This is a genomic window from Sphingobium sp. B2D3C (assembly GCF_025961835.1).
In the GTDB taxonomy this organism is placed as follows: domain Bacteria; phylum Pseudomonadota; class Alphaproteobacteria; order Sphingomonadales; family Sphingomonadaceae; genus Sphingobium.
On the sequence record NZ_JAOQOK010000001.1, the window covers coordinates 1,257,968 to 1,277,436 of the forward strand.

The 19,469-nt window shown below is 64.0% G+C and carries 16 protein-coding genes; 3 read left to right on the forward strand and 13 right to left on the reverse strand.

What is annotated here, in order from left to right; translation table 11 throughout:
* Window positions 1-9 precede the first annotated feature (9 nt).
* From M2339_RS05830 to M2339_RS05845, 4 genes are read right to left on the reverse strand one after another with little or no spacing between them, the layout of a single operon-like run.
* Window positions 10-1,089 (reverse strand): amidohydrolase family protein, encoded by a 1,080-nt coding sequence (locus tag M2339_RS05830; protein WP_264587238.1) that lies wholly within the window; start codon window positions 1,087-1,089, stop codon window positions 10-12.
* A 14-nt stretch (window positions 1,090-1,103) separates the two neighbouring features.
* Window positions 1,104-4,229 carry a TonB-dependent receptor domain-containing protein gene (locus tag M2339_RS05835; protein ID WP_264587237.1) on the reverse strand — a complete coding sequence of 1,042 codons (3,126 nt, stop codon included), beginning with the start codon at window positions 4,227-4,229 and terminating at the stop codon, window positions 1,104-1,106.
* 56 nt (window positions 4,230-4,285) lie between these two features.
* A complete protein-coding gene (locus tag M2339_RS05840; protein ID WP_264587236.1) occupies window positions 4,286-5,329 on the reverse strand; it encodes a FecR family protein in 1,044 nt (347 codons plus the stop codon).
* Window positions 5,326-5,811, reverse strand: coding sequence for an RNA polymerase sigma factor (locus M2339_RS05845; RefSeq protein WP_264572854.1), 486 nt, complete (start codon window positions 5,809-5,811; stop codon window positions 5,326-5,328). The genes M2339_RS05840 and M2339_RS05845 overlap by 4 nt, the downstream gene beginning before the upstream one ends.
* 224 nt (window positions 5,812-6,035) lie before the next feature.
* Here M2339_RS05845 and mazG point away from each other — a divergent pair, with 224 nt between their 5' ends.
* Window positions 6,036-6,800: a nucleoside triphosphate pyrophosphohydrolase gene (gene mazG / locus M2339_RS05850; RefSeq protein WP_264587235.1), complete on the forward strand. Its 765-nt coding sequence runs from the start codon at window positions 6,036-6,038 to the stop codon at window positions 6,798-6,800.
* A gap of 9 nt (window positions 6,801-6,809) precedes the next feature.
* On the opposite strand, the gene hflX is transcribed toward mazG, so the two are convergent.
* From hflX to dusB, 7 genes are all read right to left on the reverse strand, one after another.
* A complete protein-coding gene (gene hflX, locus M2339_RS05855; RefSeq protein WP_264587234.1) occupies window positions 6,810-8,138 on the reverse strand; it encodes a GTPase HflX in 1,329 nt (442 codons plus the stop codon).
* A gap of 44 nt (window positions 8,139-8,182) precedes the next feature.
* Window positions 8,183-8,671, reverse strand: a complete 489-nt coding sequence (gene hfq / locus M2339_RS05860; RefSeq protein ID WP_264570320.1) for an RNA chaperone Hfq — start codon at window positions 8,669-8,671, stop codon at window positions 8,183-8,185.
* A 150-nt stretch (window positions 8,672-8,821) separates the two neighbouring features.
* Window positions 8,822-10,192 (reverse strand): sigma-54-dependent transcriptional regulator, encoded by a 1,371-nt coding sequence (locus M2339_RS05865; RefSeq protein WP_264587233.1) that lies wholly within the window; start codon window positions 10,190-10,192, stop codon window positions 8,822-8,824.
* Between the two features lie 12 nt (window positions 10,193-10,204).
* On the reverse strand, window positions 10,205-12,457 hold the full coding sequence (locus tag M2339_RS05870; RefSeq protein ID WP_264572850.1) for an ATP-binding protein: 2,253 nt from the start codon (window positions 12,455-12,457) through the stop codon (window positions 10,205-10,207).
* 98 nt (window positions 12,458-12,555) lie between these two features.
* Window positions 12,556-14,010 carry a nitrogen regulation protein NR(I) gene (ntrC, locus tag M2339_RS05875; RefSeq protein WP_264575761.1) on the reverse strand — a complete coding sequence of 485 codons (1,455 nt, stop codon included), beginning with the start codon at window positions 14,008-14,010 and terminating at the stop codon, window positions 12,556-12,558.
* Window positions 14,007-15,128 (reverse strand): two-component system sensor histidine kinase NtrB, encoded by a 1,122-nt coding sequence (locus M2339_RS05880; RefSeq protein ID WP_264587232.1) that lies wholly within the window; start codon window positions 15,126-15,128, stop codon window positions 14,007-14,009. The genes ntrC and M2339_RS05880 overlap by 4 nt, the downstream gene beginning before the upstream one ends.
* Window positions 15,118-16,152: a tRNA dihydrouridine synthase DusB gene (gene dusB / locus M2339_RS05885; RefSeq protein ID WP_264587231.1), complete on the reverse strand. Its 1,035-nt coding sequence runs from the start codon at window positions 16,150-16,152 to the stop codon at window positions 15,118-15,120. Before dusB ends, M2339_RS05880 begins: the two co-directional genes overlap by 11 nt.
* Window positions 16,153-16,236: 84 nt before the next feature.
* Between dusB and M2339_RS05890 the strand changes: the two genes are divergently transcribed.
* Together M2339_RS05890 and M2339_RS05895 are read left to right on the forward strand one after the other, a co-directional pair.
* Entirely contained in the window at window positions 16,237-17,445 is a 1,209-nt protein-coding gene (locus M2339_RS05890; RefSeq protein ID WP_264587230.1) for a bifunctional 2-C-methyl-D-erythritol 4-phosphate cytidylyltransferase/2-C-methyl-D-erythritol 2,4-cyclodiphosphate synthase, read from the forward strand.
* 105 nt (window positions 17,446-17,550) lie between these two features.
* Entirely contained in the window at window positions 17,551-18,090 is a 540-nt protein-coding gene (locus M2339_RS05895; RefSeq protein ID WP_264587229.1) for a CinA family protein, read from the forward strand.
* Here M2339_RS05895 and M2339_RS05900 read toward each other — a convergent pair.
* Together M2339_RS05900 and lipA are read right to left on the reverse strand one after the other, a co-directional pair.
* Window positions 18,036-18,512 (reverse strand): type II toxin-antitoxin system RatA family toxin, encoded by a 477-nt coding sequence (locus tag M2339_RS05900; RefSeq protein ID WP_181559680.1) that lies wholly within the window; start codon window positions 18,510-18,512, stop codon window positions 18,036-18,038. The two genes, M2339_RS05895 and M2339_RS05900, sit on opposite strands and share 55 nt — an antisense overlap.
* A gap of 6 nt (window positions 18,513-18,518) precedes the next feature.
* A complete protein-coding gene (gene lipA / locus M2339_RS05905) occupies window positions 18,519-19,457 on the reverse strand; it encodes a lipoyl synthase (RefSeq protein ID WP_264587228.1) in 939 nt (312 codons plus the stop codon).
* Between the last annotated feature and the right edge of the window lie 12 nt (window positions 19,458-19,469).

Consider the following 19,469-nt stretch of genomic DNA (forward strand, 5'->3'; position numbering starts at 1 on the left):
CGCGGTGGCTCAGATCTTGAAAAGCTGCTGCGCGTTGGTGCCCAGGATCTTGTCCCGCTGCACGGGCGGCAGCGCGCTGACCCTTGCCTTCACACCGACCATGTCCTGGATGGAGAAGGGATAGTCCGAGCCATAGAGCACCCGGTCCTCGCCCACTTGCTTCACAAGAAATTCGAGCGTGGGCTGGTCGTAGACGATCGCGTCATACCAGAATTTGCGGAAATAGGCGCTCGGCGGCTTGTTGACGAACCGGCGGCTGGTGGTGTTCTCCCACATCTTGTCCATCCGCGCGATGAGGTAGGGCAGCGTGCCGCCGCCGTGGCAGGCGATCAGCTTCAACCCTTCGAACTTGTCCATGAAGCCTGTGAGGATGAAGCGCGCATACACCAGCGCGGTGTCGCTGGTGAAGCCGATGGTGTTGGCGAGGCCGAAAGATTCCACGCCCCACTTCTTGATGTCGACCATCGGCACCGTCGGGTGGATGAACGCCGGCAGGCCGGATTCCTCCACCGCCTTCCAGACCGGATGGAAATGCTCATTGTCCGGCAACATGCCGACCATGTTGGTGAGCAGGCAGAGGCCAGCGGCTCCCATGCCGCGCACGCGGGAGAGTTCCTCGATGGCGGCATCGGGATATTGCCAGGGCAGCGATGCCATCCATTTGATGCGGCCGGGATATTTCTTCTCCGCCGCCGCGAAGTCGTCATTCACCTCGCGCGCGGTCTGGATCGCAACCTCGCGCGTGCTCCAGAACACGTTCGGCGCCGTGAGGCTGATGATCGCGATATCGACCCCGGCCTTGTCCATGGCGGCGATGCGCATGTCGAGATCGGTCATATCCGGCGCCAATCGCACAATCGGCGCGCCACGATAGGAGATCGTTTCGTCCGGCTTGGTCGGGAGGAGGCTCGTGTCCGCATCCGGGTGCTTGCGCAGCATTTCCACCCAGCGCGGGGTGAAATTGTGGGTGTGAACGTCGATGACAGGCACTTTCGCGCCGCCGCGTCGCTGCGCGCCGGCACTGCCGGCCATAGCAGCAAGGCCGAGGCCCGCCGCGCCGGTCAGAATATCTCTGCGTTCCAGGGTCATCTCTTTCTCTCCTCTTAAAATTTCAGACGCACGCCGGCGCGGTAGCTGCGGCCGCTCTGGTCAAAGAAAACAGGGTTGGTCACCGAGTTGCCCGGCGCGATGGGCGGGTCCGTATCGAACAGATTATTGATCGCGGCATAGATCTGCATCGTGGAATCCCCTGCCCCACCGATCGTGTAGCGCAGCGAGAGATTGAAGGTCAGCATGTCGTCCACGACATTATTGTCGATGCTGTTGGCCAGGGTATTGCTGTAATTGGGATCGTCCGGTCCGATCAGGCTCGCATCGTAGCTGCCCTTGGGAATATAGTGCCCCTGCACCGTGGCACCGAACGGTCCCTTCTCGAAGGTGAACGTGCCATCCAGCGTATATTTCGGCACGCCGATCGGGCCGCCGACCTGACGGCCGGTCTGCCCGGCACGGTCCAGAGAGCCCGTGGCATCGACCTGGATCAGATCGAACACGCGGGTCGCCAGCAGGTTGATGGCGACGCGGTTATCGGCCCCGAAGCGCTTCGAGAAATCCAGCTCGAAGTCGATGCCGCGAGTCTTGATCTGGTTGACGTTGAGATACTGGTCCACCACGTCCGTGATCAGGCCGCTCGGGCCGGTGTCGCGCGTGATCAGCGCGCAATAGCTGGCCCCGCCCGCATTACAGCGATCCGTGATCACCTGCGCGCCGACGAGATCGATCGCGTCGCGGATCTTGATATCGTAATAATCCGCGGAGAAGCGCAGGCCCGGGATCATCCGCGGCTGAAGCACGACGCCGGCGGTGGTGGTGTCCGCAATTTCCGGCCGCAGTGCTTGGTTGCCGCCACGGAACACGCGGGCAAGCACCTGACTGCTGTTCGATATGTCGAAGATGGAGCCTTGGGAGGCGACCAGCGGCGTGTAGAGTTCGGCGGCGTTGGGCGCCCGGATGTCGCGCGACCGCGTGCCACGAAAGCGCACGCCCTCGACCGGCTCGTATATGCCGCCGAGCTTCCACGTCGTCACAGAGCCGCTGGTGCTGTAATTCGTGCGGCGGATCGCGCCGTTGAACTCGAGCAGTTCTATGCCGGACATGTCGCGGAGCAGCGGCACGACGGTTTCCGCATAGCCTTCCACGATGTTGATCGTTTCCGGCCCGAAGGACGAGGCGTTGGCGATGTAGAAGCCATTGGTCAGCGAAATCGGGTCTGCCGTGCCGCTCACACGCTCGCTGCGATACTCGCCGCCCACCGCGATGGAGACGGGGCCGGAGCCGAAGTCGAACAGATCGCCCCGCAGGTTGGCGGCGACCACATGTTGCTGAAAGCGCGTGCGCTGCTCGGAGGTGCCGAAGCTGTAGGCGCGCGCCGCCTCCGAGAAGCGATACTGCCCGAACAGATTGAGCGGCTGACAGCCCGTCGCGGCGGCGCGGACCGCAGCATTGGGGCTGAGGGTCGCACGGCATACGATATTGCCATTGTCCACCCCGGTGCGGAACCGGCCTTCGTCCACGGCATCCAGCGCCCGCGTGAAGTTGGCGGTGATGCGGTTGTTCTCGACGATCTGGCTCGCGTCGGTCTGGCCGAATTGATAATAGGCGTCCGCCTTCCACCCATTGCCAAGATCGGCATCGAAACCGCCGACGATGCGAAAGGTCTTGGTGACATTGTCGCCAACGGCCACGCCAAGATCCTGCCCGACGCGCCCGAAGGTGAGCGTCTGCGCGCCAAGCGTGGTCATCTGGTTGACGATCGAGCGCGGCAGATAGGGGTTGTCGCGATTGATGGTCAGATTGGTGTCGCGGGTCTGCGCGCCCGGCGTGATGACGCGCACCCGGCCATAGGACACATCGATGAACGGCGTCACCGCGCCCAGCTCATATTCGGTGCGTCCGTAGAGGGCATAGCGCTCCACAGGCACTTTCAGAACGCCAGCGGACCGGAAGGCGTTCTGCCCTTCCCCGCTCCCGCCCTGCATGAACAGCGTCGCATACTGGCCGCGCACGAATGGAACGGGGTTGCCTGCATCGTCGAACTGGATCGTCGCGAGCGCGGTCGGGGCGTTGATCTTGCCGGCGTAGGTCTGTGTCGCCGTATGGACGTTCGGGCTGATGATCCGCGCTGCTTGACCGTTGGTCCGGTAGGCGGTGTTGGTCAGAACCTGCCATTCCTGCGCACACAGATCGTAGCTGTAGCAGCCGCCCATGCCGCGATTGTTGTTATACTCGCCGCCAATGATGACGTGGCCCCGTCCACCGGCAAAGCTGGTGCCCGCTGCGGCGGCGATCAGCTGATCGCTATCCTCACCCCGCTCGGATATGCCAGCCTGCACATTGACCCGGAAGCCCTGCAGCTTCTTGTCGAGAATGAAGTTCACGACGCCGGCGACGGCATCCGAGCCATAGGCCGCCGAGGCGCCGCCCGTCACCAGCTCGACGCGATTGATGAGGATGCCGGGAATGAGATTGGTGTCGACAGCGCCGGCAATCGTGCTGGGCACGAACCGGCGCCCGTCGACCAGAACCAGCGAGCGCTGCGCGCCTAGACCGCGAAGATCGACCGTGCGGGCGCCACCGGCGCCGATGGTCACGCCGGACGTGGTTGGCGAAGTGGTGGCGCGAAAGGCGGGAAGCTGGGCAAGCGCCTCACCCACGCTGGCCGCCGAGGTATTCGCCAGACGCTCGCTGCCGAGCTGCGTGACAGGCGTCGGCGCGGTAAAGCCGGAACGGGCGATCCGTGAGCCGGTGACGACAATCGCATCGCCCTCCTCGGCCTCCGGCGCCGGCTCAGCCTGAGCCATGGCTTGCGGCGCAGGCGCGGCGGGCGCTGGTGCGGCCATGGCAGCGGCAGGCCGCGGCTCCATGCGCACGACGGTGAAGCCGCTGCCGCGCTCCAGCGGCTGCAGTGGCGCGCTTCCTAGCAGCCGGGCCAGCGCTTCCTTGGGCTCATACTGCCCCTTGATTGGCACCGACGGGCCATAGCCCGTGGATGATGCGGAAAAGACGATCGACGTGCCGCTCTGCAGCCCGAACGTCCGCAGGGCTGATGGCAGAGGTTGCGATGGAATATCGAAATCGACCGGCTTGGCCTGCGCCGCCGAAGCGACCAGCGCGGTCGCCGCCGCGCCGAGCATCAAGGCGCCGCGCGTGTTGAAACCAGACATGAACATGAAAATCCCCTCACCTGTTTTTAGACTTCTCTACCTGATGAGGCGGTTCGCGCGATTTACCTCAGTCGTGCGTTCAGATTTCTTTCGCGGGCGATGTCCAGCAAGCGATATTCCCCGTCGGAAACCCGCGTCCACCGGGCCACGCCCATGGCATCGATGGCTGAAAGAAATGTCGAGACGTCGCCGGCGCGGAGAACGGCACTCATCCGCCGCTCGGCAATGGCGGGCGTGCCAATGAGGATCTTGGCCGGGAGATAACGATTCATCTCGGCCACGATGTCGCCGAGCCGGGCTTCGTCGAAAATCAGGACACCCTCCCGCCAGCGCGAGACGTTGCGCAGATCGACCGGGGCGAGTGTCCAATTGCCGTCCCCTGCGACGAGGCGGTAGCCGGGGCGCATGAAGACGGTCGACGCTGTGTCCGACTTTGTCTTGAGGCCCTGCACGACGACATGGCCCTCCATGAGCGTCAGCTCGACACTGCGCTCGACGAGATTGACGTCGAACTGGGTGCCGAGCGCCTTGATCCGCTCACCACCGGCCATCACCACGAAGGGCCGCTCGCGATCTTTCGCCACCGCGAAATTGGCGCGGCCGCTGAGCAGTTCGATGCGCCGGGTCGTTTCGCCCATGCTCGCCTTGAGCGCGCTGCTCGCATCGAGGAAGACCTTGCTGCCATCGGGCAGGACGATCGCCGACGTCTTGCCCTCCGGCGTTTCGTAATAGGCTGTGACGACGGACGCTCGCTGTTCGCTGCTGGTGGGGAGCAGATCGAGCGCAACGACTGCTGTCACGGCACCAGTGAGCAGCAGGCCAAGAGCCGCGGCAATGGCGAGCCGGCGCTTGCCGCGCGGTGCCTGGCGTGCCTCTTCGCGCAGGGCCATGATTTCCGGATGGGAGCGGAGGCGGTCGAGCTCGAGAAACTGGGCGACCAGTGCGTCATAGTCGCGGCGGTTCTCATCGCGTTCGGCTAGCCAGCGCTCGAACTGGCGAACCTCTTGCGGAGGCAATGTGCCTGAGCGCACACGGGCGACCCATCCCGGGGCATCCACGGGCGTTGGCCGGTCAGCGGCGCGAACGAGGTGAGGCAGAAACTTCATTCCGTCCCCCTGGCATTGTCGTGCAATGCTTTCAAAGCCTGCATGATGTGCTTTTCGACCGCGCTTGCCGAGATGCCCAGATGCGCTGCGATCCGGGCGTAGGTCATCTCCTCGAAGCGATGAAGAACGAACACCTGCTGGGTGCGGGGCGGCAGCGTGCGGATCACCTCCAGAGCAGCGGTGAGGCTTTGCTGCCCGATCAGGATGCGTTCTGGCGAGAAGGGATCGATCTGATCCGGCACCTCTTCGTCGGCATAGCGCAACTGGGCATTTTTGTGGTGCCGCCGCGCCAGCACATGGGAGGCGATGGTGAAGAGATAGCCCTGCACATTCTCGATTTCCGCGCTTTTCTGGCGGCTATGCAGATTGGCCAGGACTTCCTGCACGAGATCCTCGACCTCGCCGATGGGCACCCGTTTGCTGAAATAGCGATGCAAAGCGCGCCGGTGCAGCGACACGCGTTCGTCATCCAAAACAGGCACGGATTTATCCTGCACCTATGCCATCTCCGTGAGAGGTCCATTTGTTCTGTTTTCTATGAGCGTCGTTACCCGGAATTCCTCAGCGCATTCATAAAAAAAGAAAATTCAGTTTCTCTTTTTGGGTGACTCCGAGCCCGATGGGGAGCTTCGTCCGGTCGGTGCTGGAGTTTGGACATCGACCTGTCTACCGTCTTGCGAGCTTTCCTATCGTGACGGAACCTTCATTGAGCAAGACACCTGCAGACATCGCACCGCTTCAGGACATCATGGCGCGGCTTCGCAATCCGGATGATGGCTGCCCGTGGGATGTCGCCCAGACCTTCGCCACCATCGCGCCTTACACGATCGAGGAGGCCTATGAGGTTGCCGACGCCATCGAGTCCGGCGATATGGCGGCGCTCAAGGATGAGCTGGGCGATCTGCTGTTCCAAGTCGTGTTTCACAGCCAGATGGCTTCGGAGCAACAGGCCTTCGATCTTTCCGATGTCATCTCCGCGATTTGCGAGAAGATGTTGCGGCGCCATCCGCATGTTTTTGCAGCGCCCGGGTCGGTCTCGCCCGGTTGGGACGAGATCAAGGCTCTAGAGCGCGCCGGCAAGGCCTCGAAGGATCGCTCGGCCTTGTCAGGCGTTGCGCTCTCCCTGCCCGCCCTCTCGCGGGCGGAGAAAATCCAGAACCGTGCCGCGCGCGTCGGGTTTGATTGGGATGACATCGCAGATGTGCGCGCCAAGGTGCTTGAAGAGCTGGAGGAGGTCGAACAGGCCACCGATCAGGCCGAGCTTGAGGACGAGATCGGCGACCTGTTGTTTGCGGTCGTCAATCTCGCACGGCATCATCATGTCGATCCCGAGACGGCGCTCCGCCGGGCGAGCGGGAAGTTCGAGCGGCGGTTCCGCGCCATGGAAGCCGATGCGGGCGAGACATTTCCCGGTTTGTCTCTGGATGCTAAGGAAGCACTCTGGCAGAAGGTCAAGCGCGCCGAGCGTTGAGGCCGAGCCTCAGGCGATCAGCCCGGCCTGATCGCCGTGCAGGCGCACGAAGCGATCATAATCGGCCGGCTCCATCCGCACAGAGACGTGGATGGTGACTTCGCCCCCATCGGCCTCTGCCGTTTCGGACAGCACTTCGCCATGGGCATGAAGCCAGGCAAGCGCCGCGCCTTCACGTCCGCTCAGATCGAACTCGTAGCGCCGGTGGCTCTTGCCGAGGATATCGGAAAGGCGCCGACGTAGCGCCTCGATCCCCTCGCCCGTCAGCGCGGAAACAAGGGCGACATCGGGCTCATGCTCGGCCCGGTTGCGGATCGCGGCCTGATGGTCGGGATCGTCGATCAGATCGACCTTGTTCCAGACTTCCAGCACCGGCACGGCGCTGTCCGCAGGCGCCTCGTCATCCTCACCGGCGACGGCCCCCAGATCGGCCAGCACGTCCAGTACATCGGCTTTCTGTGCGTCGCTGTCGGGATGCGCGATATCACGCACATGGAGGATGAGATCGGCGGAGAGCACCTCTTCCAGCGTTGCGCGGAACGCTGCAACGAGCTGGTGCGGCAGGTCCGACACGAAGCCCACCGTATCCGAGAGAATAGCCTTGTCGATGCCGGGCAAGCTGATTTGCCGCATTGTGGGGTCGAGCGTAGCGAACAGCATGTCCTGTGCAATCACGGCCGATCCGGTCAGGCGATTGAACAGGGTCGATTTGCCGGCATTGGTATAGCCGGCGAGCGCGATCACCGGCCAAGGCGCGCGCTGGCGCCGGGCACGATGAAGCCCACGGGTTCTCGTGACCTGCTCAAGCTCGCGCCGGATGCGGGCCATGCGATCGCGGATCATCCGCCGGTCGGCTTCGATCTGTGTTTCGCCGGGGCCGCCAAGAAAGCCAAAGCCGCCCCGCTGCCGCTCCAGGTGGGTCCAGCTGCGCACGAGCCGGCCGGCCTGATAATCGAGATGCGCCAGCTCGACCTGCAGTCGCCCCTCGGCCGTGGCGGCGCGCTCGCCGAAAATCTCCAGGATAAGGCCGGTGCGGTCGATGACCTTGGCGGCGCAATTCTTCTCTAGATTGCTCTGCTGGACGGGCGTCAGATTATTATCGACGACGATAAGCTCGGCCTGCTCACGCACGGCAAGCGCGGCGATCTCTTCCACCTGTCCGGAGCCGAACAGCGTCGCTGGCCGGGACTGCCGCACGCGGAACGCGGAGGTCGCGCACACGTCCAGCCCGATGGCGAGCGCGAGGCCTTTGGCTTCCTCCAGCCGGGCCGACACATCCCGCCGCTGGCGTCGCCCGAGATCGGCGTGGACCACGATGGCCCGCGTCCCACGCGTCACTTCTTCCTGATCGAGATGAAAACTAATGGGTCATCCCCATCTGTTCAGTCCTCATCTTCATCATTTTCGCCCGAGAGATCGAGCGGATGGGTGGGCTGAACGGTCGAGATGGCGTGCTTGTAGACGAGCTGCACGAGACCATCGCGCTGGAGCAACATGCAGAACAGGTCATAAGCCGCGATCTCACCCTGAAGCATCACGCCGTTGACCAGAAACATGGTTACCGGGTCGCCGGACTTATGCACCGCCGACAGGAAAATTTCCTGCAAAAGCTTCGGCTTGCGCTCATTTGATGAGAAGGCGGATTCAATCTTGGCGAGATCCATCGGATGCGCAGGCATGACCGTGGAAATGGCGTGCTTGTAGACCAGTTGGGTTTGACCGTCGCGCCGAAGCAGGACCGAGAAATTATCAAACCAGGTGACGATGCCCTGAAGCTTGACGCCCTTGACCAGAAACATGGTCACCGGGGTCTTGCTCTTGCGAAGGCTGTTGAGAAATATGTCCTGTAAGTTATTGAGTTTTTCGGCCATTTTCTACTCCATTATTGGCGGCTCGCTGTCCGCGTCGCGCTCTGTCAAAGCGTCGATATGCCCCATGAGTGGGGTGACTGGTGCACGCTATGTGATTCCCAGGGAGAAATCCAGCCCCGGCTTGTTGCGCTGCACAAAGGTTTTCAGTGTTCAACTATCGCGTTCATCTCCCAAGCCGAGCGACTTCAGCTTGCGGTGCAGGGCCGACCGCTCCATGCCAATAAACGCAGCGGTCCGCGAAATGTTGCCGGAAAAGCGCTTGATCTGGATGCGCAGATACTCCCGCTCGAAATTCTCGCGCGCTTCCCGCAGCGGCGCCCCCATGATCGCGGTGGACATGGCACTGTCGTCGCCGCCGCCAGTGGCCTCCGCCGGCAGCATCTCCAGCTCGATGACGCCGCCCGAATTCATCGGCGCCAGAATGACGGTGCGCTCCACGACATTGCGGAGCTGGCGGACATTGCCCGGCCAATCGGCCGATTGCAGGGCGGCCATCGCATTGGGCGCCATGTTCGGGGAAGCCATGCCGCGCTCAGCGGCAAAGCGTGCCAGATAATGCTCGACCAGCCCGGGAATGTCATCCCGCCGTTCTGCCAGCGGTGGTAGGGTAAGCGGCACGACATTGAGCCGGTAATAAAGATCTTCACGGAACCGCCGCTCGGCAATCTCTTCCTTGAGGTCGCGCGCCGTGGATGAGATGACCCGGATGTCGACCTTCACCTGCCGCTGGCCGCCGATGCGCGTAAAGCTCTGGTCGGTCAGCACGCGCAGGATTTTGCCCTGCGTGGTGAGCGGCATGTCGGCGATTTCGTCGAGGAACAGGGTGCCGCCATGGGCCTGCTCCAGCAGGCCCGGCCGGATCACCCCGTCTGAACCCTCCACGCCGAACAGCGCTTCTTCGGCGCGCTCCGGCTCGATCCGCGCCGCCGTGACGATCACGAACGGACCGCTCGCCCGCGTCGACCAGTTGTGGAGCATCCGCGCCGCCACTTCCTTGCCGACGCCGGCCGGTCCGGTAATCAGCACCCGGCTGCCGGTGCCGGCGACCTTCTTGATCGTCGCACGCACCGTGTTGATGGCATTGCTGGTGCCGGTCAGTTCCTCTTCCTGTCCGAAGCGCGCGCGCAGCACCTGATTTTCCCGGCGCAGGCGCTCGGTTTCCGTCGCCCGGTTGACGATGTGAAGAAGCTGGTCGGATTCAAACGGCTTCTCGATGAAATCGACCGCCCCGCGCCGGATTGCCGCGACGGCCGTATCGATATTGCCATGGCCCGAGATCATCAGCACCGGAATGCTGGGGTCTCGCTCCTTGATGATGTCGAGCAGTTCGAGGCCATCCAGCTTTGACCCCTGCAGCCACACGTCCAGCAACACCAGCGATGGGCGCCGCGCGGCAAGCGCTTCCAACGTCTCGTCACTATTGGCGGCTAGGCGCGTCTCGAACCCCTCATCCTCGAGGACACCCGCGACCAGTTCCCGGATATCGGCTTCGTCATCGACGATCAGAACATCAAGCGCCATTCAACGTCTCTTTCATATTGTCTCGGCCCTCTCGTCGCCCTCGGCGAGGCGCGACAGCCGTTCCACGTCGAAGCGGAGAGTCACGACTGTGCCTCCGCTTTCGGCATCGCCGAAGGTGATGGAGCCGAAATGTTCCTCGACGATCTTCTTCACGATCGCGAGCCCGAGGCCGGTGCCCTTGGCGCGCGTCGTCATATAGGGTTCGATGATCCGCTCGCGCTGCTCGGGCAGGCCGATGCCGTCGTCGGTCACGGAGATGGCGAGCTGCCCTTCCTCACGCAGCACGAGCATCGTCACATGGCCATGCGGGGCATTGGCGGGCGGTTGATCGCCTTCCCCCTTCGGCGTGTCGGCAAGATGCCGCTGCTCGATGGCCTCGACCGCGTTCTTGACGATATTGGTCAGCGCCTGGCCGATCTGCCGGCGGTCGCAGACCAAGGCCGGATCGGCTTCCTCGCTATCGAAGGTGAAAGTAATCTCGGGGTGCGCGACCTCATGCAGGAACATCGCATGGCGGGCGATGTCGATCACCGCTTCCTCCCGGAAGACGGGCTTGGGCATGCGTGCGAAGGAGGTGAACTCATCGACAATACGGCGCAGATCGCCGACCTGCCGCACGATCGTCTCGGTCAGGCGGCGGAAGGTGCTGGGGTCGGACTCGATCTCCTTGCCGTAGCGCCGCTGTAACCGCTCGGCGGCGAGCTGGATCGGGGTCAGCGGATTCTTGATTTCATGGGCGATGCGGCGGGCGACATCGGACCAGGCGGCGCGGCGCTGGTCGAGCAGTTGCTCGGTGATATCATCGAAAGTCAGCACCTGATTGCCATCCTCGACGACCACGCGGACGGCGAGCGTGCGCACCTCGCCCCGGGCGCGGATCTGGATGATGTCGGCACCGGTGCCGGCCTCCATCAGCGCTGCCAGCTCCTCGGACACATCGGCAAGCCGTTGGCCGACTGCCTGTTCGCCGGGGCGCACGAGCAGACCCGCTGCCGAGCTGTTCAGGATCTGGATGGTGCCATCACGGTCGACAGACACCACGCCCGCGCTGACACCCGACAGCACAGCTTCGATCAGCGCCCGGCGATCGGCGAGCTGGTTGTTGGCCGAAACGAGCGCGCCTGTCTGCGCCTCCAGTCGCTGGGTCATCCGGTTGAACGCGCTTGCCAGCGTGCCCAACTCGTCGCGGGAATGGGAATCGGTGACCCGCGCCGACAGATCGCCTGCCGTCACACGCCGGGCGGCATCCACCAGCTCTCCCACCGGTCGAACGAGTCGATCCGCCACGGCCAACGCGATCCACACTGCCGTGCCGACCAGCATCAACGTGCCGATGAACAACGCAATGTTGAACCGGAGCTGCAACTGCCGGGACCGCGCCGCAAACTCGTCATAATCAGCGAGCACGGCCTGGGCGCGCTCCATCTCGCTGAAAGCGGAAACGGCCGAATCGCGGGTGGCGTAGAGGAATGTGTTGGACTCGGGATAGAGCAGCACAAAGGCTTCGATCTGGTTGGGCTTGGCCTGCACCACGACGGGCTGGCCATTGCGCAGATCGCGGATGATCTCCGGCGTCAGCATATCCGTGGCCGTCTGCCGTTCCGGATCGACCGTCGCTGCCGTCCGCGCGACGCCATCCTTGCCGATCTCGATGATCGCTGAGCGGTTCAGTTTCCGCGTGACCACCTGATAGATATAACCCTCCGCGAAGGATGGGCTGGAAATGCTTGATTGGGAGAGATAATTGCGCAGGTCTCCCGCCATCGTCACCGTCTCGTCGCTCAACTCCTTGAGGTTGGACTGATAATAACCGCGCGCCAGATCAGAGGCGTTCTGGAGCATGCCGCGCGCGTCGGCCGAGAACCAGAACTGCACGCCATATTGGAAGAGCAGCGAGGCAAAGATCACGACGAGCAGGAGCGGAAGGCTCGCGATCACCGAGAACAGGGCGACGAGGCGGACGTGCAGCCGCCCATTGCCGCCCACGAGACTGCGATTGGCGCGCCGACGGGCTATCCTCTGCCCAAGCAGAACGAGCAGCAGAATAGCGGGGAGAAGATTGAGGACCAGCAGCAGCGCCACCACGGCGGCGCTGAGCAATGTATCATCATCCTGCGGACGGGTGAGCAACCACCAGGTGAACCCCGCCGTGGCGACAAAGACCCCCGCTGTGAGCGGAACAGCCAGACGACTGAGCCGCTGCCAGATGCGCAACGGCCGCGACGGATCGCTCACATTGTCCAGCACGGTCGATCTTTGATCCATCGTGGCACCGATACAACATCGGCGTGGCGGAGCAAACACGCTTAACGCGCGATGGTGGAAGTTACGGCGCTGGCCGGCCCCGGTCTATCGCACCGCAATCAGCGATGGCGCAGCGGCATGGTGGGGTCGATATCATAATGGTTGAGCTTCTTGCGCAAGGTGTTGCGATTGAGCCCCAGTGTGGCCGCTGCCCTGATTTGGTTGCCATCCATCGCGGCGAGAACTTCGCTCAGGAGCACAGGTTCGATGACGTCGAGCAGCCGGTCGTAAAGCTCGCAAGGGCTCGCATTACCGCCGACCGCGAGGTGATCCCGCGCCCAGCGCCGCGCCGCGTCCGCAAGATCGGCGGCACTGCTGTCCGCCGGGTCGCCCACGCTGTCCTGCACGCGCAGCACCTGCCGGACATGCTGGACCTGAATTTCCTGATCGCGCGTGAGCACGGTCAGGCGCTTCATCAGGTTCTGGAGTTCGCGCACATTGCCGGGCCAATCATAGCGCTCGAGCAGCGCGGCGGCTTGCTCGGAGAGCAGCTTGCTCGGCAACCCCTCGAAGACCGCCTGATCGAGGAAATGCCGTGCGAGGATTGCAACATCACCCGTTCTCTCGCGCAGCGCTGGCAGGCGAATCGGCACGACGTTGAGCCGGTAGAACAGGTCTTCGCGGAACCGGCCTTCGCTAATCAGCGTCGGCAGATCCTGATTGGTGGCGGCGATGATGCGCACGTTGACCCGCACCGGCCTTGTCCCGCCCACCGTCGTGATTTCGCCGGACTGGAGCACCCGCAGCAGCCGCGTCTGCGCATCCATCGGCATGTCGCCGATCTCGTCGAGAAACAGCGTGCCGCGCTCGGCCTGCTCGAACCGGCCCGCCGTTCGGGCGAAGGCACCCGTAAAAGCGCCCTTTTCGTACCCGAACAGTTCGGCCTCGATTAGTTCGCGGGGAATGGCGGCCATGTTGATCGCCACAAAGGGTTCATTGCGGCGCGGCCCCAGGCTGTGGATCGCCTCGGCCACCAGTTCCTTGCCGGTGCCGGATTCGCCCAGAACCAGAATGTTGAGATCATTGCCCACCACCCGCGCGATCGTGCGATAGACCTCCTGCATCTGCGGCGAGCGCCCGATGAGGGGCAGGCCGTCGTCCGTGCCCTCACCAGCCGCCGGTTCCGCCAGCTTGCCCTTGGCCCGAACACTGAGGGCTTCGGCTACCGCGCGGCTAAGCTCATTCAGATCGAACGGCTTGGGCAGATATTCAAATGCCCCCTGCCCCGTGGCGCGTACGGCCGTGTTGAGCGTGTTCTGCGCCGAGAGGATGATGACCTTGAGGTCAGGCTCGGAAGCCAGAATATTGCCGACATCATCGAGACCATCGCCGTCCGGCAGGATCACGTCGGTAATCAGCACATCGGGCGTGAAGCTCGCCAGCGCCTCATGGCGCTCGGCTATCGAGCCGGCGGTGCGGATGATGTGGCCTTGCCGCTTGAGCGCCTCGCTGACGACCATGCAGATCGCCGGATCGTCATCGACCACCAGAACCTTGCCGGTCAGGCGCGTCATAGGCTCCCTCCCATGGGCAGGAGAACCCGGAAGATCGACCGCCCGGCCACCTTGTCGCGCTCATATTGCACAAGGCCGTTCATATCGCGCACCAGCTTGTCGACCAGCGCTAGGCCAAGGCCCTGTCCGCTGCGCTTGTTGGAAATGAAGGGGTTAAACAGCACATCGCGAATATTGTCCGGCACGCCGGGGCCATTGTCGATCACCTGAATCTCGATCTGCAGCGGTGCGGCGCCCTTGCCGCGCGCGCCCATCACCGACAGGCCATGGCGATAAGCGGTCGCGACCTGAACCGCGCCATCCGCCATGCCATCCACGGCCTCCACCGCATTCTTGACCAGATTGAGCATGATCTGCACCAGCGCGTCGCCATTCACCTGTGCGAATGGGAGAGACGGGTCATAGGTGCGGGTGATCGTGCAATTGCGGGCGAACCCGGCGCACGCCAGTTCCACGGCCCGGTCGAGCAGCGGATAGATATTCTCCGGTCGGCATTCGAGCGGCTGATTGCTGGTGAAATGCTGCATCCGGTCGATCAGGGCGGCGATCCTGTCCACCTCGTCGCAGATCAGCTTGGTGAGCGGACGGGTTGCCTCCCCGGCATCGCCCTCCAGCAATTGCGCCGCGCCGCGAATGCCCGAAAGCGGGTTCTTGATCTCATGGGCGAGCATCGCGGCCGCGCCGGTCGCCGAGCGCACGCCCATGGATGTGCGCCGCGTGCCGAGTGCCTGCGACTGGCCATGGACATGCAGGGCGACGATCCGCCAGCGATCGTCCTCCAGCAGCGGATGAATGAGAATATCCATCTCCAGCGCTTCATTCCGCCCGGCATGGACCTGAATATCATAGGCAGACAGCGGCTTGTCCGTCATCCAGATCGCCGCATCGACGCGTGGATCGGCAATGCGCAGCACCCGCCCGATGGCGCTGCCGACCAGTGCCGAGCGGGCCATATTGAGCAGATTCTCTGCGCGGGCATTGGCCAAGACGATCCGGCCGTCCGGATCGATCATCAATGTCGCGACGGGATGCGCGGAGACGATTTCGGCAGCGGCAGGCAGGGATCGGGCCGGCGCACTCGCATCCGCCCCAGCCCTGAAATCGGCCTCAGGCTGCATTCCTGGCCTGTTCCGGTTCCTGATCGAGCCGTTCAGGGTGCGTCACGAACGGGGCGTAGAAGCGCTCCAGCATATCGAGCACGGTCGCCGCATCCGGCACCTGATTGACCATGTTGCGGAACTCGGCCGAGCCGGGCAGGCCCTTGGTGTACCAGCCCAGATGCTTGCGGGCCATGTTGACGCCGGTCGTCTCGCCATAATGGTCGAGCATCGCGCGATAATGCTCGACAATCACGGCATATTGCTCGGCAATACTGGGGTTCTCGACGGTCCGGCCGCTCACCAGACCCTGCATGACCTGCCCGAGCAGCCACGGCCTGCCATAGGCGCCGCGCCCGATCATCACGCCATCGGCGCCGCTCTGCGCCAGCGCGGTGCGCGCGTCGTCGAGCGAGCAGATGTCGCCATTCACAATGACGGGCAACTTCACCGCATCCTTGACGCGGCGCACGAACGCCCAGTCCGCGCTGCCCTTGTACATCTGGTTGCGGGTCCGCCCGTGAACCGTGATCAGCTTGGCGCCCAAATCCTCGGCGATGTGCGCCAACTCTGGCGCGTTCAGGCTGTCATGGCACCAGCCCATCCGCATCTTGACGGTCACCGGCACGTCAACCGCCTTCACGGTCGCCTCGATCAGCCGGGCAGCGAGCGGCAGATCACGCATCAGCGCCGAGCCGGCATCGCCATTCACCACCTTCTTCACCGGGCAGCCCATGTTGATGTCGATGATGGCCGCGCCCCGATCGGCATTGAGCTTGGCTGCCTCAGCCATTTCAGTGGGCTGGCAGCCGGCGAGCTGAAGCGACACCGGTTCCTCGACCGGGTGCCAAGCGGCCTTCTGCAGCGATTGCCGCGTCTCGCGGATCATCGCGGGCGAGGCGATCATTTCGGTGACGTTAAGGCCCGATCCATAGCGCCGCACGAGCGTGCGAAACGGCATGTCGGTCACGCCCGTCATGGGCGCAAGAACGACCGGTGTCTCGATCCGCACGGGACCGATCTGAATGGGTTTGAGCAGCGTCATGACCGGAATATTGCCTAAAAAACAGGCAGCCTTTACCGCGAATGACGCTGGCGGGCAAGCAAGCCGTGCGCTAAGCGCCCCTCCATGCCCGATCAAGCCCCTCGCGCAGGCCTGTCAGCCGCGATTTTGCTCGCTGCCGGTGCCGGCTTGCGCACCGGTCACGAGACACCCAAGCAGGTGCGAACGCTCGCCGGCAAGCCGGTTGTGGCCCATGCGCTGGATGCGTTGCGCGCCCATCCCGGCGTTGGCCCTGTGGCGCTCGTCGTGCCGCCGGGCAGCGAGGATGCGATGCGCAGCCTGCTCGGTCCCCGCGCGGAAGGTCTGACGATCGTTGCAGGTGGCAGCAGCCGGCGCCTCTCGGTTCGCGCCGGCCTGGAGGCATTGGCCGGCAGCGAGCCGGGCATCGGCCATGTGCTCGTTCATGACAGCGCCCGGCCTCTGCTTCCGGTTGCCGTCATCGACCGAGTGCTCGACGCCCTCGCCGATGGCGCGCGGTGCGTGGTTCCGGTGCTCCCGGTGGTCGATACACTGGTCCGCTCCGGTGGCGATGAGGCCGGCCAGGTGGTCGACCGGTCGACCCTCGCGCGCGTGCAGACGCCGCAGGGCTTCGATTTTGCCGCGCTCATGGCCGCCCACCGGCATTGGGCGGGGTCCGAAGAACCGACCGACGACGCCCAGATGCTACGGCGCGCGGGCATCGACGTGGCATTGGTGCCGGGCGACAGCGCGCTTGAGAAGATCACGGGACCGGGCGATCATGAACGGATGGAGCGACTATTGACGGTCGGCATGAGCACGCGCGTTGGCATGGGTTTCGATGTGCACCGCCTCGTGGAAGGTGAAGACCTCTGGCTGTGCGGCGTGCAGATCCCCCACAGTCATGGCCTCTCCGGCCATAGCGATGCCGACGTGGCGATCCATGCGCTGGTCGATGCGATGCTTGGCGCGTTGGCCGAGGGGGATATCGGTAGCCATTTCCCGCCCAGCGATCCGCAATGGAAGGGCGCGGCTTCGGATCGGTTCCTGGCCTTCGCCTGCGATCGCGTCTTGGCGCGTGGCGGGCAGATCGAGCATGTCGACGTGACGATCATCTGCGAGGCGCCCAAGATCGGGCCGCATCGCGGGACGATGCGCGCCCGCTTGGCGGAGATCATGATGTTGCAGGAAGCCCGGATCAGCGTGAAGGCCACCACGACCGAGCGACTGGGGCTGACCGGCCGCGGCGAGGGCATCGCGGCGCAGGCGGTCGTCACCCTGCGCCTGCCGGACGACGATGCTGAAGCGGCATCGTGACGCGGCCCCAAGGCAACCAAATGCGGCCCACCACCGTTCCCGCTCATCAAGGCCGTCATTATTGGCGTTGGCTTTTCACCCCGATGCGATCATGCGTGGACGATCATGAGTGAGTCGACCCTGAACCAAGCCGATGGCGTTCTACCGCCCGAACTCGTTGCCTTGGCCCGCCGCGTTATCGCAGAGAACCGCGCCATTGGCCGCACTGTGGCGGTGGCGGAGAGCTGCACCGGGGGACTCGTCGCGGCTGCATTGACCGAAATTCCGGGCTCGTCGGCGGTCTTCGAGGCAGGCTTCGTGACCTATTCCAACGCGCAGAAGGTCATGCTGCTCGGTGTGAGCGAAGATGTGATCGATGCCTTCGGGGCGGTCTCCATCGCCACCGCCTGGGCGATGGCCCATGGCGCCCTCAACCGGACGGGCGCCGATGTCGCCGTCTCGATCACCGGCGTGGCCGGCCCAGATGGCGGAACGGAGCTGAAGCCTGTAGGCACGGTCGTGTTCGCCCGCGCTGAAAAGGGCATGCAGGATGCCGATGCCGTCGCCGACTTGCGGAAATTCGAGGATGAAGGCCGCGCGAAGGTGCGGCTTCAGGCGGCGCTATGTGCGCTCGAACTGCTGCTGCCCGAGGCATCCGCGCCGTAAAGGGCCGCCGCCCGCTCTTCGAAAGCGCCGATCATCTTACGCAGCGCCCTGTCGAACACCTGACCGGCCAGCATCTCGAACATGCGGCTCTTGAACGCGAAATCGACTTCGAAGTCGATCAGCACCCCGCCCTCCCCGTCCGGCCGGAAGCGCCAGTCGTTGGAGAGATGGCGCAACGGCCCGTCGACATAATCGACATGCACATGGTGCGGTCGCTCCTTCACGACGCGCGAGGTGAAGGTCTCCCGCAGCCCCTTGAAGCCGACCACCATGTCCGCCAGCATCTCCGTGTCGCTGTTCGAACGGACGCGCATGGCGCTGACCCAGGGCAGGAACTCCGGATAAGAGGCGACGTCTGCGACCAGATCGAACATCTGCTCGGGGGAGTAAGGCAGGTGGCGTGTTTCGTTATGCTTGGGCATGAGCGTTCAGAGGCTGCTTTTCATCGCGGCTTTGGCGAGCGCAGTTTCGCGCGCGGCTCGCATCTGGGCGAAGTCATCGCCGGCATGATAGCTTGAGCGGGTGAGCGGGCTGGAAGCGACCTGCAGGAAGCCCTTAGCCCGCGCGATAGCGGCATAAGCCTTGAACGCTTGCGGGGTCACAAACTCCGCCACGGCGGCGTGCTTGGGCGTCGGGCGCAGATACTGGCCCATGGTCAGGAAATCGATATCCGCCGAGCGCATGTCGTCCATCACCTGATGGACCTCAAGGCGCTGTTCGCCGAGGCCCAGCATGATGCCGGACTTGGTGAAAATGGAGGGATCGAGCCGCTTCACCGTCTCCAGCAGCCGCAGCGAGGCATAGTAGCGCGCGCCCGGGCGGATCGTGGGATACAGCCGGGGCACGGTCTCCAGATTGTGATTATAGACATCCGGCCGCGCCGCGACGATGGCCTCCACGGCGGCCTCATGCTTGTTGCGGAAATCCGGCGTCAGAATTTCGATCGTCGTTTCCGGCGTCGTGCGGCGCAACGCCTCTATCACCTTCACGAACTGGCCCGCCCCGCCATCGGCCAGATCATCGCGGTCCACCGACGTCACGACGATGTGCTCAAGACCCATTTCGGCGCAGGCATCGGCCAGATTCTGCGGCTCCCGCGGATCGACGGGCCGGGGCATCCCTGTCTTCACATTGCAGAAAGAGCACGCCCGGGTGCAGGTGTCGCCCAGGATCATCACCGTGGCGTGCTTCTTGGTCCAGCACTCGCCGATATTCGGGCAGGCCGCCTCTTCGCAGACCGTCGCCAGCCCCTTGTCCCGCATCAGCTTGCGTGTGGCTTCATAACCGGCGCTGACCGGCGCCTTGACGCGGATCCAGTCGGGCTTGCGCGGGCGGAAGCCTGCGGGATCGGACGAGAGATCGTTCATGCCGCCCAGATA